This window comes from Chryseobacterium tongliaonense (assembly GCF_041224435.1).
Classification (GTDB): domain Bacteria; phylum Bacteroidota; class Bacteroidia; order Flavobacteriales; family Weeksellaceae; genus Chryseobacterium; species Chryseobacterium tongliaoense.
Genome location: NZ_JBGFFD010000002.1, coordinates 166517 through 180846 on the forward strand (window position 1 = coordinate 166517; position 14330 = coordinate 180846).

Annotated in this window: 13 protein-coding genes and 1 tRNA gene; 2 read left to right on the forward strand and 12 right to left on the reverse strand. The window is 35.4% G+C overall.

The genetic code is table 11. The features are described 5' to 3' along the window. Window positions 1–38 precede the first annotated feature (38 nt). The 5 genes from AB8P06_RS05090 to AB8P06_RS05110 all read right to left on the reverse strand — a co-directional run bounded on the left by AB8P06_RS05090 (window position 39) and on the right by AB8P06_RS05110 (window position 4884). Window positions 39–1169, reverse strand: coding sequence for a hypothetical protein (locus AB8P06_RS05090; RefSeq protein ID WP_369838774.1), 1131 nt, complete (start codon window positions 1167–1169; stop codon window positions 39–41). A gap of 256 nt (window positions 1170–1425) precedes the next feature. Then, window positions 1426–2703 carry a phage integrase SAM-like domain-containing protein gene (locus tag AB8P06_RS05095; RefSeq protein ID WP_369838777.1) on the reverse strand — a complete coding sequence of 426 codons (1278 nt, stop codon included), beginning with the start codon at window positions 2701–2703 and terminating at the stop codon, window positions 1426–1428. Between the two features lie 272 nt (window positions 2704–2975). Beyond that, a tRNA-Ser gene (locus tag AB8P06_RS05100) sits at window positions 2976–3060 on the reverse strand. 195 nt (window positions 3061–3255) lie between these two features. After that, the gene (locus AB8P06_RS05105) at window positions 3256–4314 is read right to left on the reverse strand and encodes a 3-oxoacyl-ACP synthase III family protein (RefSeq protein ID WP_369838780.1); all 1059 of its coding nucleotides are present in this window, start codon (window positions 4312–4314) and stop codon (window positions 3256–3258) included. A 222-nt stretch (window positions 4315–4536) separates the two neighbouring features. Then, the gene (locus AB8P06_RS05110; protein WP_369838782.1) at window positions 4537–4884 is read right to left on the reverse strand and encodes a winged helix-turn-helix transcriptional regulator; all 348 of its coding nucleotides are present in this window, start codon (window positions 4882–4884) and stop codon (window positions 4537–4539) included. A gap of 133 nt (window positions 4885–5017) precedes the next feature. Here AB8P06_RS05110 and AB8P06_RS05115 point away from each other — a divergent pair, with 133 nt between their 5' ends. Then, window positions 5018–6079 carry an NADH:flavin oxidoreductase gene (locus AB8P06_RS05115; RefSeq protein ID WP_369838785.1) on the forward strand — a complete coding sequence of 354 codons (1062 nt, stop codon included), beginning with the start codon at window positions 5018–5020 and terminating at the stop codon, window positions 6077–6079. Between the two features lie 85 nt (window positions 6080–6164). Here AB8P06_RS05115 and AB8P06_RS05120 read toward each other — a convergent pair whose 3' ends face one another. The 4 genes from AB8P06_RS05120 to AB8P06_RS05135 are packed head-to-tail and all read right to left on the reverse strand — an operon-like array spanning window position 6165 to window position 7767. Beyond that, a complete protein-coding gene (locus tag AB8P06_RS05120) occupies window positions 6165–6506 on the reverse strand; it encodes a helix-turn-helix domain-containing protein (protein ID WP_369838788.1) in 342 nt (113 codons plus the stop codon). Further along, window positions 6507–6938 carry a transposase gene (locus AB8P06_RS05125; RefSeq protein WP_369838791.1) on the reverse strand — a complete coding sequence of 144 codons (432 nt, stop codon included), beginning with the start codon at window positions 6936–6938 and terminating at the stop codon, window positions 6507–6509. An 8-nt stretch (window positions 6939–6946) separates the two neighbouring features. Beyond that, window positions 6947–7396 (reverse strand): hypothetical protein, encoded by a 450-nt coding sequence (locus AB8P06_RS05130; RefSeq protein WP_369838794.1) that lies wholly within the window; start codon window positions 7394–7396, stop codon window positions 6947–6949. 26 nt (window positions 7397–7422) lie between these two features. Continuing rightward, window positions 7423–7767: a hypothetical protein gene (locus AB8P06_RS05135; RefSeq protein WP_369838797.1), complete on the reverse strand. Its 345-nt coding sequence runs from the start codon at window positions 7765–7767 to the stop codon at window positions 7423–7425. Window positions 7768–8062: 295 nt separating this feature from the next. On the opposite strand from AB8P06_RS05135, the gene AB8P06_RS05140 reads away from it, so the two are divergent. Beyond that, window positions 8063–9337, forward strand: coding sequence for a phage integrase SAM-like domain-containing protein (locus AB8P06_RS05140; protein ID WP_369838800.1), 1275 nt, complete (start codon window positions 8063–8065; stop codon window positions 9335–9337). Between the two features lie 33 nt (window positions 9338–9370). Here AB8P06_RS05140 and AB8P06_RS05145 read toward each other — a convergent pair whose 3' ends face one another. The 3 genes from AB8P06_RS05145 to AB8P06_RS05155 all read right to left on the reverse strand — a co-directional run bounded on the left by AB8P06_RS05145 (window position 9371) and on the right by AB8P06_RS05155 (window position 14215). Then, entirely contained in the window at window positions 9371–10561 is a 1191-nt protein-coding gene (locus AB8P06_RS05145; RefSeq protein ID WP_369838803.1) for a glycoside hydrolase family 88 protein, read from the reverse strand. Between the two features lie 95 nt (window positions 10562–10656). Beyond that, window positions 10657–11658, reverse strand: coding sequence for an SDR family oxidoreductase (locus AB8P06_RS05150; RefSeq protein ID WP_369838805.1), 1002 nt, complete (start codon window positions 11656–11658; stop codon window positions 10657–10659). 391 nt (window positions 11659–12049) lie between these two features. Then, a complete protein-coding gene (locus tag AB8P06_RS05155; protein ID WP_369838808.1) occupies window positions 12050–14215 on the reverse strand; it encodes a hypothetical protein in 2166 nt (721 codons plus the stop codon). Between the last annotated feature and the right edge of the window lie 115 nt (window positions 14216–14330).

Genomic DNA, 14330 nt, shown 5'->3' on the forward strand with positions numbered 1-14330 from the left:
TAACATTACTTGGAAAAATTAGTTTATCAACTACAACCTTAGTCCTCGATTTTAGAATTATTTATGTTTTTATTTTTTTCCATAAATAATTTCCTTGCATTTTCTGTTGTTTGATAACCTAAGACTTTCTCAATAATTTCATTATCTGGAATATTACGCCAACCATCAAACAGCTCCGAGTTTAAAATCATACTTTTATTAACAGATAAACTATTTCTAAAGATGGGCACTATTAACTTAATTACATCTGGCCCAACCAATGTCTTTAATAAATTTATAATAGCTGATAGTAAACCAATAGCAATTTCCTTATTTGCAGATTTGCCTTCGTGAACAAGTTTATTCCTTACTTTTCTTGCATTAAATAAATTTTCAAATGTATTTTTATCAATCAAACCAGTTTGAAATAATAATTCCAATTTGACGGATGAACTCCATGTCCTGTTATCATCTCTCAGTGATTGTTTTCTTCCCGAAATAGGCGAATTAGAGTCCTTATCAATGTTTATTAAAAATTTGGAATGCCATAAAAAATCAACTAATTGTTCAGAAGAAATCCATAGGTTAGAAAGAACAAGATCCCAATTACCATATTTAATTTCCGTAAGTCCAATGTTTAAAAATTTTGGCGATAAATTTGGAATACTTTCTAATACATTTAGTCCCAATTTTAATAACCCTTTAAATTCATTTACAGTTAGTATTCTAGGATTGTCAAGATAGATACTATCCATATTACTGCCTACACGCCATCTATTTTTGGAATGCAGATGGGACAATGCACTACCACCCATTTCGCTATTGCTAATCTTCCAACCATCTTCAAACGCTCCTGATAAAACGTCTCTATGATCAACATATTCTACGGAGAATCCAATTAGATTTAAAGCAAGAAGAATTTTATTAAAATAGTTAATAGCATGATTTTTTTCTTGAAATTTGCCATGTTGAGCTAATCCAATAGTTCCATCATAACAAATCAAAGAATCCAGTTGATTTTCCTCCGTTTGCAATTTTGTTACAACTCTAAGTAAATTACTATGATTATAGGAAACATCATTAATTTCTTTCAAGGGAATTGTCCACGGATTCTCCCCATCAGGTACAATAAATGTATATGGATGGATATATGTTATCCAACATGGAATTTCTTTGTATTCATGTATCATTGTGCGTAAAATAACAGTTTTAAAGTTAAAAATAAAGTAAGTTAACACAAAAAGTTTCTTTAATACACTAAGTTACTAACATATCAAAATTCTGATCCAGATCAAACTCTAATATTTATAGTATAAATATTACAACTCCTAATTTATTAAAATTTTTCTTCAGTACTTTTAGCCATATTCAATATAAATTCTAACAACTTATAAGTATTTAAATCATTTACATTCTTCGAGTTTTGCTCTGTATTATTTATAACTTCTATTTTTTTTGAAGAGTAGAAAGAAGAATTTTTAAATTATCAGATGACTTCACACTTTTATCATTGAGCTTTGACTCCAATTTTTTCATCTCTCTGGCTATTGCTTCTTGTTCAGTAATAGCATATTCTTCAGTCTGTTTTACTGAAGAATGTCCAAGCATTTCTTTAACAACATGAATTGAAACGCCATTGTTTAAAGTAATTGTACTTGCAAAAGTACGACGGGCTTTATGAGTATTAAGTGTTTCAAAAACATCACATAAGTCTGCAATTTCCTTTAAATATTCATTCATTTTTTGATTTGAGCGACCAGGAAGAACAGCCCCTCTCCTTATACAATCCAGATCATTGTTATACTTTGCAATAATCTCAATAGCTTTCGGTAACAAAGGAATATCAGTACCTGATTTTGATTTTTGCCTACTGGACATAATCCACATACTTCCATCTTCCGCCACTTTAATATCCTGCCATTTTAATTGAAAAGCGTCAATATAAGATAACCCTGTATAGCATTGGAAAACGAATATATCCCTAACTACCGTTAATCTATTAGATGAGAACTCTTTTTCTTCAATTCTGTGCAATTCGACTTTTGTCAACGGTCTCTTTTTAATCTTTGTTTTTTTACTTGTAAAAAGCTTAAATGGGTCTTTAGGAATAATCTCTTTTGCAACCGCGCGGAGTACTATCTTTTTAAAATTACTGATATATTTAAGAGAAGTATTATTTGAACACTTTCTAACAGTTTTTAGGTACAATTCATAATTCTTTACAAATTCATAGTTCAATGCAGAAAACGAAAGATCTTTACGCCCATATTTGTAGTTGATAAATTCTTGAACATGTGATCTAGCAGTAACATATCTTTCGCGAGTTCCATCCGAATATTCTCCAGTTCTAACTAAAGCGGATATCTCATCATTATGTTCCTGAAATTCTTCTAATACAGAATTCTGACACTTGTACTTGCCATTTACAAAATCTATAAGATCAACTGCTGTAATAGGCTTATCATTATTCAAAAGTTCTGTCCTATGGCTGTTAATCTTTGTTCTTAAAGAATCTAAAAAGAAATTCAATTCTTTAGCGTCTTCTTTTGTACCAATGGCTTTCTCTTCCTTTTGGTTCCATCTTATAACATCCCATTTTCTTTTTGTAGAAATTTCTTTTGGAATGCCATCAACTGTAATCCGTAGATAAATAAAGCGGATTGATTTGTTCTTTACATTTGAGCTCTTTAAAAAGAAAGAAAGCCCATAACTTTGTTCTAACATAATTAAACATTTTAAAGTTTATAAATATCGAACCAAAGCCTCTTAAAGTCAAGTCGTTAAGCAAATTTACATGTTGATTTTCAAGAGTTTAAACCAAATTCTGTGGCAAGTTTTTTAAATTTCTAATATTGCCACGATTTTGCCACAAACTTTTGGAGTGTTTTTGAAAATTCTAGCAATTGTTATAAATATAAAAATCCTGCAAATCATTGATTTTGCAGGATTTATCTATTTTTTGATGCTTTTTGAAAACTTTTAATTTTCGCATCTTGCGGAGAGTGAGGGATTCGAACCCCCGGACCTGTTACAGTCAACAGTTTTCAAGACTGCCGCAATCGACCACTCTGCCAACTCTCCCTGAACTCCGGCTATGCCTTCGTTTTCAGTGGTGCAAATATAAAGCGTTTTTTGTTTCTGGCAAAATATTTTTGTATATCTGTGGAAAAGGATTGAAATTTCAAATTAATCTACAAGATAAAATACTTGCAGTCAGAACTATAGGATTTTAATTAAATCAGTTTTAACCGAAAATTTTCCGTTTTGACGTTAGAATCAGAATTTATATACAAATGCATTAACGTTCATCCCCGCTCCTACTGAAGCAAATAATACCACATCTCCTTTATCAATATGATGCGTTGGCAATTCACCGTTTAAAATCATGGTAAGCAAAGACGGAATGGTAGCAACGCTACTGTTACCCAACTTATTAATCACCATTGGCATTATATTTTCCGGCATGGGTGTATCATAGAGCTGATAGAATCGTTTTACAATCGCTTCATCCATTTTTTCATTAGCCTGATGAATGATGATCTTATCCAGCTGACCAATTTCATATCCGCTGTCATCCAGGCATTTCTTCATGGCATCCGGTACATTGGAAAGGGCAAATTCATAGATTTTCCGGCCTTCCATCTTGATGTATTTGGTATCCGGGCACTTTTCATTGTTATAGGATTTTCCGAAAAACAGATAATCTTTTTCCTTTAGAGTAAAAGATGCCGAAACATGCGACTGTATACCGGATTCATCGTTGCTGATCTCTAAAATGGCTGCTCCTGCTCCGTCAGCATAAATCATACTGTCCCTGTCATGAATATCCACTACTCTGGACAGCGTTTCTGCCCCAATTACCAGACATCTTCCTGCGATTCCTGATTTGATAAAGGCATTGGCCTGTATGACTCCTTCAATCCATCCCGGACATCCGAATAATACGTCGTAAGCAACACAAAAATTATTTTTGATTTTTAAAAGATGTTTAACTCTTGAAGCAAGACTTGGCACGGTATCCGATTGCACAGTACCGAAACGCACATCTCCGAAATTATGGGCAAATATGATATAATCTAAAGTTTCCGGATCGATTCCGGCGTCATCAATTGCTGCCTGTGCAGCGATCAGACCTAGGTCAGAAGTCACCTGTTCATTACTTGCATACCTTCTTTCTTCAATACCGGTAATCTCTTTCAGCTTACTGGCGATAATGGCATTACTTTCTGTTAATAATTCTCCGCTTTTATTGATAAAATTATGCTTGTCAAAGAATAAATTTGTGATAGTTTCGGGAGGAATATAGTTTCCTACTCCAATGATTTTACTCGTCATTTAAAAAATTATGGTCTGTTAATTCAGCTTTTATTTTTGTGAATTAAATATTATTTAGGTAAATATAACGACTAATATCAATTAATCGTACTTCTCTAAAAAAAATTATCTTTTTTTTAATAAAAAATCTCAAACTGTGAAAACCGTAAAAAGCTCAAATATATGATGCAGGGCCTGTATTTAACCTGTTTTATGGTTTCGGTAATCAGTATGCTTTGCATTTTAATTATCACTTACGGCCATCATCCCGCTTATCGCAAATTTTGCTTCCCATTCTTCCAATAAATGCAGAATAGGCAGAAGGGCAATTCCCTTTTCCGTAAGAGAATATTCTACCCTTGGCGGAAGCTCCTTAAATTCTTCCCTTATAAGCAGACCGTCTTCTTCCATTTCCCTTAACTGATCGGTAAGAACTTTACGGGAAATCACATGAATCCGTGCTGCAATTTCTCCGAAACGCAGCGTCCTGTCTCTGATCACCATTACAATAATCGGTTTCCATTTACTTCCTAAAGCTGACATGGCCTTGCCTAAAGGACAGCTGCATTGTGTCATTTTGTTTTGTCTCATCAGTTACTAATAAGTTACTATTATTTGTTACTACAAAGTTACTATATTTTTTCTCTCAATAGATACAAAAACAAATTATTATTAGTTACTTTGTGTAACAAAAACAATTTAAAAGTATTAAATTAATTCAAAAATGAGTACAGACGCATTATTCAGTCCATTTAGTTATAAAAAACTTCAGCTTAAAAACAGAGTGGTAATGGCTCCGATGACCAGAGCCCAGTCGGCTGATGGAGTTCCTACCCAACAGATTGCCGATTATTATGCCAGAAGAGCAGCTTCGGAAGTGGGTTTAATTCTTTCTGAAGGTACGGTAATCAACAGGCCGGGATCTAAAAACATGCAGAATATTCCAGATTTTTACGGAACAGAAGCCTTACAGGGCTGGAAAAACGTAATTGACCAGGTTCATCAGAATGGTGGAAAAATGGGGCCGCAGATATGGCATGTAGGAGATACAAGAACGTCGGAAGATTATCCTCTTACTCCAATGGAGAAAGCAGCAACAATGTCTCTGGAAGATATTGAAGATACCATCAGACAGTTTGCAGCATCAGCAAAAGCAGCAAAGGACCTTGGGTTTGACTGTATTGAAATTCATGGTGCTCATGGTTATCTTATCGATCAGTTTTTCTGGGAGGTTACCAATACCAGAACTGATGAATACGGCGGTAAGACCATAAAAGAAAGAAGCCGTTTTGCAATAGATGTAATCAAAGCCATAAGAGCTGCCGTAGGAGAAGATTTCACGATCATTATCCGGCTTTCCCAATGGAAGCAACAGGATTATAAAACCAGGCTTGCTGCAACATCTGCTGAAATGGAAGAATGGCTTCTGCCGATGAAAGAGGCCGGAGTTGATATTTTCCACTGTTCACAACGCAGATTCTGGGAACCTGAATTTGAAGGCTCAGACCTTAACTTTGCAGGATGGGCTAAAAAAATAACCGGGCAACCAACGATTACGGTAGGTTCTGTAGGTCTTAAAGGAGATGTTATGACAGCATTTGCCGGTGAAGGCTCGGAAACAACGGATCTTACGGAAGTTATACGCAGACTCGAGAGAGAAGATTTTGATCTTGTTGCCGTAGGACGTGCCCTGTTAAATGATTACCAGTGGGTAAAAAAAATAAAAGAAGGAAAAATTGATGAACTTTCAGGCTTTGCACCGGAAAGTTTAGGCGTTTTATATTAATTTTCTAAAAGCCGTTTCTCAATGAGAAACGGCTTTTTCAATAAACCATGAAAAAACGATTGATTCTGATCGTTTTAAAATATATTTAGACTAAAAATATTTTCTTCCATTTTGTTACTGTATTTCTGCTCATTTTAAAGTGCATTGCCAGCTGGGTATTGTTTAAATGGTTTTTCTTCTGATAATCCAGGATCTTCAGAATTGTAGACTTATTATAAAACCGGTGCTTCTGATTAAATTCTGAAACCTCTTTCGTACCATTCCCGAATATTAGATTATTGATATTGATCACATCCAGATGGGAAAGGACTTCTTTATTCAGAATATCTTTACATTCTTTTATTTTCTCAGGAAATCTTTTATTCAGAATATCCGTATAAATTTTCTTATAATCGGGGCTGTTGTTCTTTATATTAACCTGTCCCATTTAAATTTCATCTTTATATTTAGTGATCCATCGGTGCAAGGTGGATTTGGGAATTTTATATTCTGTAATCACCTGAAGCTTCGTTTTTTCTCCACTTTCGATGCTTTCTAAAATAAACCTGATCACTTCTATGGTATAAAGGTTTTTCCGGAACTGCGGCAATACGGATGTACTTTCTTTGTTATAGTTTGTATTTCCCGGCGGAGCATACAATATCAGATGTTGTGAGAAAAACCTGAAAAAATCATATTCCAGAAGTTTACACCATCTTAATAAAATATGAGTCTCCATAGTATTCGATTCATATATTTTTTTTACATCATCTTCAGAGCATTTCATAAAACCGCATATTTTTTTCATATCTGTTCCATTTTCCTTAACACGGGTATAAATAAGATTTCCGATATGAATATCCTTAAAATTAATTTTCATATATCTTTCTAACAATATTCAATGGTTTCTCTTAGTACTTTCTGTAGTTTTTCAATCTGATTCCGGGTCAGGCCGTCAAGCCGTACTTTAGTTTCGACAAACCGGTTATCATCTTTTTTCAGTTTTAAATACAGATAATGATTCCTGACTGAAAAATCGTTCAGCAGATATGCAGGAAACTCGATAACAGGACGGGTCCAGCCGATCGTGAAAGGATGGTAAGACCTTACGCTTATGACCATTCCCGTGCTTTCAAATTCCAGGCACCGCATCCCGAATAATACGATCAATAAAACAAATAGTACAATAAAGGTTACAATCAAAATCAGATTGCTTCCTTTAAAAGACAGCAGAAAGCAGCCTATCATCAACAGGATATCCAGTATTAAGAGGGGCAGCATTACTGCCAGGAATACCCTCGTATAATACCTGTTGCTCAGTATAAATTCTCTTCTCATTAGTTATGGTTTCTTGGTTAAAGTTTTTAGTATCTGGATTTGAAATAAATTCCGGTTTTTGAAAAATAAAGGATAAGGATTAAACCTATGATCAATAAAGCCGGGACGTACATATCTATGTTTGATTCATACAACTGATCACTGGGATCGGGAGCCGGAATTTCAGTTATCCCATTTTCTGCAGCAGAATCACGGTCATGGATCCCGGGTTGAGATACGCCTGCAAAGATTATTTTTCTATAATTCTTGTCTTTACTTGCAGCAAAAGTTTGTTCCTTCTTTAAATTAAGATCAGTGAATTGAACTTTTTTGTATGTAATACTTAAGAAAAGAATACTACAAAAAATTAAAATAAAATAATTTTTCATCATATTTATCAATGTTATTAAGTAAATTTTAAAGTATAGTCCTACTTAGACTATCTTTTTAAAATATTATGTTAATAGTCAGCAGTAAACATCTGAAGTATCGCTGAGAGAAGTAAACTTCACCGCATTTTTATTAAAGATTTTTTAATATTCTTTTTTTCTTATAATTTTAATTAACAACACGTTAATATGTTTGCTGCATATGAAAAATTAGCTATCTTTGTGTATATAAAGTAGTCTAAGTAGGACTACTTTTTTCATAAATTGCGTTGATAATTAACTCATTAAATTATCAAAAATGACATTTCAGTTTTTTCTTGCAGCAAATGATAAGTTTAAAGGTATTTCTCTTAAAATCTCCGATTCTTCCCAGGATATTAATTTTCAATTTCAAACGCCATTCAGAATTGACGAAAATGAATGGGATGACCAAAAAGGAAGACCGCAAAACATTTATCTGAAAAAACACAAACGCCTGTATGAAAAAATGAACAATCTTAAGCTTGAACTAAAAGAGTATGTTGAAAAAAAGATCGAGCTTGGGAAACCCATCAGCCAGAGACTGCTTTCCCGGAAAGTTAAACAACTAAGTAATGAAGGAGAGAAAACTTTTTTGGAAAACTCATTACTTTATTTCATGCAGCTTTATATTTCCACTAAGGAAAATATGATCTGCAAATCTACATTCAAGCGTTATAAAGTCTTTTTTAATCTTTTACGGAGATTTGAAGCCTATATTATGAATCGTTTGTACCTTGATACGTTAAATTCAACATTCATCAAAGATTTTATCCTGTTTGGGAAAGAAGAGCAATACAGCGATAATACCATCTACAGAACAATACATTTTGTAAAAACAATATTAAATTTTGTTGAAAGAAAAGGCATCCGGACAAGCGTAAGAGAGCTCGAAATAAAAAGAGAAAAACAGAATAAAGATATTATTACCCTGAATGAAAAAGAATTGCAGCAAATCAAAACCACAAAGGTGCCGGAAGGTTTACAGGCTGCCAAAGACTGGTTGATTATCAGTTGCTACACCGGCCAGAGATTCTCAGATTTCATGCATTTTTCAACGCATCAGTTGTTGAAAGTAGATGACCGGGTCTGCATCAGGTTCACACAGCAAAAAACACAGAAGCAGATATTGCTTCCCCTGCATCCGACGGTGGTCAATATTTTGAAAAAAAGCAATAACCGGTTTCCGGACCTGATGAGCATGCAGGATTATAATAAGCATATCAAAGAAATTGCTAAAATGTCTAAACTCAATGAAACCGTCAGCGCTAAAAAACGAGTCGGATTCAGATCCAGAAATGTAGAAACAGAGAAATGGAAGGTGATTTCCAGCCATATCGGCAGAAGAAGTTTTGCCACCAATTTCTATGGGAAGATCCCTACTCCGCTTTTAATGGAAGCTACAGGGCACAGTACCGAACAGATGTTCCTGCGTTATATAAATCCGGTTAATATGGAGAAAGTAATCTCGCTCAGTAAATATTTTGACAAAATGTATACGGACCTTAACGCCAATATAATACAATATTCAAAATTCCCCGTATCCGTTACATAAATAAAAATCTCAAAGTTTATACACTAAATCATTTTATAAATACCAGTCCTTATACCTTTTCAAAGCTTCCAGAAAATAATAATCTGCATAAATTAACGGAACATCAATCTCTGAATTAAGGGGTAATCCTCCCGTGCTGTGTTTTAAAAGAAAGCCGCCGTTCTCACCCGATTTTGCCTGATATTTTTCGCCTGACAAGCTTACCAGAATCTGGCGTGCGGAATCAATATATTTTTGTTTTTCATCCGCTTTTGTGTATTGTCCCAACTCCAGTAATGCAGAAGCCATAATAGCAGCTGCAGAAGCATCACGGGGCACTTCGGGGATTTTAGGGTCATTAAAATCCCAATAAGGAATTTTATCTTCCGGTAAGGCAGGATTATTCAGAATAAACCCGGCAATATTCCTTGCCTGATCCAGATATTTTTGATCTTTGGTAAACCTGTACATCATGGTATAACCGTATAAAGCCCATCCCTGTCCCCTCGCCCACGCCGAAGCATCGGAATATCCCTGCAAGGTTTTCTTCCCCAATACTTCGCCTGTATTAATATTGTAATCGATTACATGATAAGAGCTGTAATCGGGGCGGAAATGATTTTTCATCGTGGTATTGGCATGGGCAATGGCTATTTCCTGATATTTTTTATCGCCGCCATTTTGAGATGCCCAATTCAGCATTTCAAGATTCATCATATTGTCAATAATTACAGGACCTTTAAAGTCTGCCATCTTATCCCACGACAAAATAGCCTGCATTCCCGGACGGAACCTTGTGGAAAGAGATCCTGCCGATGTAAGGATAATATCTTTGTATCGGGGATCTTTTGTGATTCTGTAAGCATTTCCAAAGCTGCTGAACATCATAAAGCCCAGATCATGATCTCTTGTAAACGTTTTATTCGGCTCGATGAGTGAAAGTGTTCTTTCTGCTTCTTTTCTGATTTCCGGATCTTTGGTCTGCTCATAAATCATCCACAATGATCCCGGATAAAATCCGGAACACCACCACGTAATTTCCCTGCTAATAACTTTTCCTGTAGCAGCATTGTAGGATTGGGGCATTTTATCCTGCGGAATATTTTTCATTAAATACCGATACTGTTTATCCGCAAAATGAAATTCATCCTGAATCAGTTTCGACATCTGCTTTTTAGTGTTCTGTGCAGCTATTGCAACGTTAAAAGCCATAAAAACAGCTATTGTAATTTTCTGTAAGATCATGCAGTAGATATTCTTTAGCACAATTTACTTAATTTTTACAATTCTTATAAACAAATTTCAGCCTGAGTATTTCTTAAATTGAGTGTTATCATTTTCTAGCAATGCTTTTTAGCTGCAGAATTTGTATTCAATATCATATAAGCTATACCCAAACCAAGCCCGGCAAGAATGGCTAATCTGGTTTTTCTTGAAGGAACAGGAAGTAACGTTTCACCATAAATCCGATGAGGTTCTGAAGAAGGTTCAAAGATATTACCCGCATCTGAAGGTGCATTTCTGATTTTCATGACCAGCCGCATTCCTGCAGAAGCAACATTTATTAAAGGCTTGGGAAATAGGCCGTATACATTCTTAATCAGCAGTGAAGCAACATCCGGAAACATGCCTTTTCTAGGATTTTTTGCCAGTTCAACCATTTTTGCAGCTGTATCTCTGGGATCTGCTGCAAACGGAGGTATCTTAAAATCCAATCCCGAATATTTTGCCGAATGCATATTGCCCGTAGACCTCTGAATCTGCGGATACAGATTACAGATATGTACTCCGGGGAAATCAGAAATTTCTCCCTGAAGGCATTCCATCATTCCACGGATTCCGAATTTTGCTGATGAATAAGCCGCGCTGTATGGAGCCGGCATAAACCCGCCGATAGAAATATTATTGATAAGGATACCGTCTTTCTGCTTTTTAAAAATAGGAAGTACACTGTAAGCACCATGCATATAACCGAATAAATTGGTCTTAATTACCTGCTCATTAAGTTCCATTGGTATTTCTTCAAACTTACCGCTTGCCATTACTCCGGCATTATTTACCCAGATATCAATTCGTCCGTTAAATTGTAAAGCCGTTTTGGCAAGATAATCTACCTGCTCAGCAACGGATACATCGGTGGGTACCCCTATCGCAACAACGCCCAAATCCCTGCATAAACTTACCGTTTCATCCAATCCCTCCTTCCCTCTTGCTGCAACGATAATATTACAGCCTTCCAAAGCGAATGCTTCGGCTGTTGCCCTTCCTACGCCACTACTTCCACCGGTAATGACTACAGTTTGCCCTCTTAAACTTTTCGGTAATTGTTCTTCTGATTTCATTGTGTGATTGGTTTGGTTAATGACTTAAAATCAACCTATTATTATGCCACAAAATATCAGATAATGTTTGAAAAGTTTCTAATAAGATAAATCGGGAGGAATAATTCTCTGGGTCTTATTGACAATGCTTCCAGAAAAACTCTATCTGCAGAACTTCTTCATCTGTAAGGCCCAACAGTCTCAGGATTTCAGAGGTATGGGAAGTCAATAGAACTCCTTCATAAACCGTAGACTTATTTTGATAGAGACAAAAGCAATATCCAACTTATAATGTTGTTTATTTTCATGCGAATTTCAACAAGAATAATAATTGTCCCACTTTCTTCGTATAGATACTCTTCGGGATTTGTGGTATACGAAATATCCCGGTCAGTTGACCGGGATTTTTATTTTAATTCTGCATAATTCCTGCACTTTTTAATTTTGATAAAAGATTATTGAAATCTGTACGGAGTGATGCAACATCTGCAGCAGATGAGTTAGCCTGTGTTACCGATTTTGTGATGGGTAAATTAACAATCATAGGCTGGCTGTTAGTAGCATAATAATCGGACAAAGTGATTGGGAAACCATCTGTATATCTTCCAAGCACCTCTATTACAACATCTAAATTCCACAATGTATTACTGGAAGCATCTGAGCTACTTTGTGCAAAAGTAACGGTAGCTTTATTATTTTTAATATAGAGCCCTGTAGAAACAGGCAATTTCTTAAATTCATCCAATGTTCCGGTATAAGTAACCGGTTTTACATCTGAAAGTGACATGATCTCGCTTTTCAGTTGGGTAGAATCATTTTCAAACCAATATCCGCTGGTAGTCACTTTTAAATAAAGGTCTCTGGCTTCAAAAGCAGAAGTAATATCATCAAAACTGATATCAATAAATTTCCCGGAAGGAATTCTTTCCAATTTAAAGCTTTTAACCAGCTTATCACCTTTAGTTCTTTCAGCTACAGAAACCATAGGCGTCATTCCTGGAATTTCTATTTTATTGTTATAGGATTTCTTTAAGAAGGCTTCAGCATTTGTATAATAGATATTGACAGGGTTCAATGCTGTATTGGTATTGAATATGTCTGTATTATGAAAAACATTATCATAGAATTCCACACTTCTGTCTTCAGAACCGTACATATACAGGAAGCTGGCCTTAGAAGCAAGATTGATAAAGGTATTTTTGAAAAACCTAACTCCATTTTTATAGTTGCCGATGATAACGGAGCCTGTCACATCACCGATGGATCCTGTACCTTCATCACGGTGAATAAAATTATCATAAACAAGGGTCTCACGGCATTTTTTATTGAGATAATGTGGATAATGGTTTTCTAAAATAAAATTAAACGGATAAGTAGGAGATAAATAAATTCTGTTTCCGTAAAAATGCTCGCCACCACCCAATAATCTTACGTTTGAATCATGAAAATTATTATTATAAATGGTATTGTTACAGCTTAATCCATCTATATCCGGAGCTACAAAAAACGGATTATTTTGAAAAACACAGTTGGTAACTGTAGCATCATGAGTTCCGAAATGCAAAGCGAGTCCGTCACCCAGATTATCGGCAAACAGAACGCCTTCTACCACCGCATCGCTGCTTCCTCTTCCGAAACCATTGGGATTTGGCTCTCCTTCTTCAATATCAATCCCGGCTTTGGGAAGTGTTCCGTAGGTTTTCCCGGAGTTGGTATACGAACCGCCTATCACTTTCATTCTTTTACTGTTAACAATGGAAGATCCCTGTCTGTAATTGTTATCAGCATGGCAATTCCTCAATACTCCGTCTTCACTCCAGTTATTAATTGGCCGAATCTCATCAAATAGGTCATCAGAAGTAATAATAAAGCCATCCATACAGGTATTATCTGAGCGACAGTCTACAATTTCCCATTTTTTACTTGAGCTTACTTTAAAACCAGATTGATTATTGTGCGGAGAATTGTCTCCTCCATTAGGAGTTCTTGTATTTTTTGAGCCGTCATAATTAAGATCCTGTACCCTGAAATTATTGCATCTCATAAATTCAAATCCTCGGGCATTGATGATAGGCGCATTATTGGGGTGAGCTTTTATAAGGGCTCCGTTTCCGTAAATAATAAAATCTGATTTGTTTTCAAAACTGAAGAAAATGGGTACTCCGATGTTTTCCGGACCTGAATATTTTCCTTTACTATCCAGAGGATATTTAGGGTAAGTACCATCGCCCTGCAGATAGGTAGCATTTTCAAATATTACGATAAAATCGCTGGCAGGAAGAAATTTGATCATTCTTCTGATGGCAGGAGCATCATTGGTAACCCCGTCTCCTTTTGCACCGAATCTTTTGACATATACGGTACGGTTAGAAAGCCAGTCTACATCTACATAATATACACTTCCTTTTTGTCTGTATACAATACCGTCGGCAAATGCGGGTGTCATCGCCGAGCCGTCATGCCATACTGTAGTTTTTTTAAAATTTACATTTTCAAGCGTGTAGCTGTCTACCAGCTGTACTAAATCATCATTAGGAAACGAGCTTCCTACGGCAAAAAAATCTTCTGTGTAAATCATTTTGGTTGGTGTTAAATTTTAATACTTGTTTTACAATCCTTGCAAGAGATCTATTGTTTGGTTTAACAAAAATATCTTTTGGCAACGCCAAAACTTGACGTAACAAAAAAATACT

What these genes read in the sequence shown, in the direction of transcription:
- AB8P06_RS05115 (WP_369838785.1), top strand. Translation starts at nt 5,018, where the DNA reads ATGAGTACAGACGCATTATTCAGTCCATTTAGTTATAAAAAACTTCAG.
- AB8P06_RS05135 (WP_369838797.1), bottom strand. Translation starts at nt 7,767, where the DNA reads ATGATGAAAAATTATTTTATTTTAATTTTTTGTAGTATTCTTTTCTTA.
- AB8P06_RS05110 (WP_369838782.1), bottom strand. Translation starts at nt 4,884, where the DNA reads ATGAGACAAAACAAAATGACACAATGCAGCTGTCCTTTAGGCAAGGCC.
- AB8P06_RS05150 (WP_369838805.1), bottom strand. Translation starts at nt 11,658, where the DNA reads ATGAAATCAGAAGAACAATTACCGAAAAGTTTAAGAGGGCAAACTGTA.
- AB8P06_RS05155 (WP_369838808.1), bottom strand. Translation starts at nt 14,215, where the DNA reads ATGATTTACACAGAAGATTTTTTTGCCGTAGGAAGCTCGTTTCCTAAT.
- AB8P06_RS05145 (WP_369838803.1), bottom strand. Translation starts at nt 10,561, where the DNA reads ATGATCTTACAGAAAATTACAATAGCTGTTTTTATGGCTTTTAACGTT.
- AB8P06_RS05125 (WP_369838791.1), bottom strand. Translation starts at nt 6,938, where the DNA reads ATGAAAATTAATTTTAAGGATATTCATATCGGAAATCTTATTTATACC.
- AB8P06_RS05120 (WP_369838788.1), bottom strand. Translation starts at nt 6,506, where the DNA reads ATGGGACAGGTTAATATAAAGAACAACAGCCCCGATTATAAGAAAATT.
- AB8P06_RS05105 (WP_369838780.1), bottom strand. Translation starts at nt 4,314, where the DNA reads ATGACGAGTAAAATCATTGGAGTAGGAAACTATATTCCTCCCGAAACT.
- AB8P06_RS05090 (WP_369838774.1), bottom strand. Translation starts at nt 1,169, where the DNA reads ATGATACATGAATACAAAGAAATTCCATGTTGGATAACATATATCCAT.
- AB8P06_RS05130 (WP_369838794.1), bottom strand. Translation starts at nt 7,396, where the DNA reads ATGAGAAGAGAATTTATACTGAGCAACAGGTATTATACGAGGGTATTC.
- AB8P06_RS05140 (WP_369838800.1), top strand. Translation starts at nt 8,063, where the DNA reads ATGACATTTCAGTTTTTTCTTGCAGCAAATGATAAGTTTAAAGGTATT.
- AB8P06_RS05095 (WP_369838777.1), bottom strand. Translation starts at nt 2,703, where the DNA reads ATGTTAGAACAAAGTTATGGGCTTTCTTTCTTTTTAAAGAGCTCAAAT.